Origin of the sequence: Streptomyces sp. SID13666 (assembly GCF_010548325.1) — a bacterium.
Lineage (GTDB): Bacteria > Actinomycetota > Actinomycetes > Streptomycetales > Streptomycetaceae > Actinacidiphila > Actinacidiphila fildesensis.
In genome coordinates this window covers 1-958 of sequence record NZ_JAAGLX010000131.1, presented here as the reverse complement: position 1 = coordinate 958, position 958 = coordinate 1, and the positions used below count along the sequence as shown (strand labels likewise).

Sequence of the window (958 nt, the reverse complement as noted above, 5' to 3'; positions counted from 1 at the left end):
GTCCGGAACTGCACGACGACATCGAGGCCGTCGTCGGGCTACTGCGCGGGCACGGCATGGATCTGCTGGTGCTCGACCAGACCAGACCCGACATCGGGATCCCGGTGATGAAGGTCGTCGTACCGGGGCTGCGTCACTTCTGGGCCCGGTACGCACCGGGCCGGCTGTTCGACGTACCGGTCCAGCTGGGCCGGCTGTCCACACCGACGGCGTACGACGATCTCAATCCTGTTCCCCTGTTCGTCTGATCGAACGACCCCCATAGCACCGTCCCTCATGTCCACCCGGGAGTTCCCGTGTCCGCCGAGAGGCTGTTGAGCACCACCGTGACCGCACAGACCGAGAGGCGTTGCGTCTCCTTGTGGTCGCTCCGCGAGGACGTCCTGGTGGACATGGGCTGCGACGCCGGCCCCGTGGTGCTCTCCGGGCGGTGGGGGGAGCTTCGGCTGCACCAGGCGCGTCCGGTGGTCCGCGAGGCACTGCGCCGGATGAGCCTCGGCCCGATCTCGCTGGCCAACGTCGTGGCCGAGATAGCGGCCGAGAGCGCCGTACGCCCCTCCTCCCCCGGGAGGCGTACGGCCGATCGGCCCGCCGTGGACGCATCCACCGAGATCCTGGTGGCGCTGCACCGGTTGCAGCACCTGGTGGTGCGTTCGCTGATGCTGGAGGGCTCCGACCAGCTTCTGATGTCGGTGGTCCCGATCGCGCAGTCGGCCCGTTACCGGGCGGACACCGCCGACCCGCGCCGTCCGGTGCGGTTGTCCCGCTTCGCGTTTCTGCGCAGCGAGGGCGAGGGCTTCGTCCTGGAGTCCCCCGTGTCGCTGTACCGGGTCGTCCTGCACGGTCCGGAGGCCTCGTGGGTGATCGGCATGCTCGGCCGCCCCGTCACCGTCGACGAGATCGCCGCGGCTGTACCACTGGAGGCCACGGTGATCGCGGAGATCCCGAACTATTGATG

At 69.2% G+C, this 958-nt stretch carries 2 protein-coding genes; both read left to right on the top strand.

The window, feature by feature from the left end; genetic code table 11:
- On the top strand, positions 1-248 hold a 248-nt coding region (locus tag G3I60_RS43710), incomplete at its 5' end, for a YcaO-like family protein (RefSeq protein ID WP_203675335.1).
- A 48-nt stretch (positions 249-296) separates the two neighbouring features.
- Positions 297-956, top strand: coding sequence for a hypothetical protein (locus tag G3I60_RS43705; protein ID WP_239071037.1), 660 nt, complete (start codon positions 297-299; stop codon positions 954-956).
- Positions 957-958: the final 2 nt, after the last annotated feature.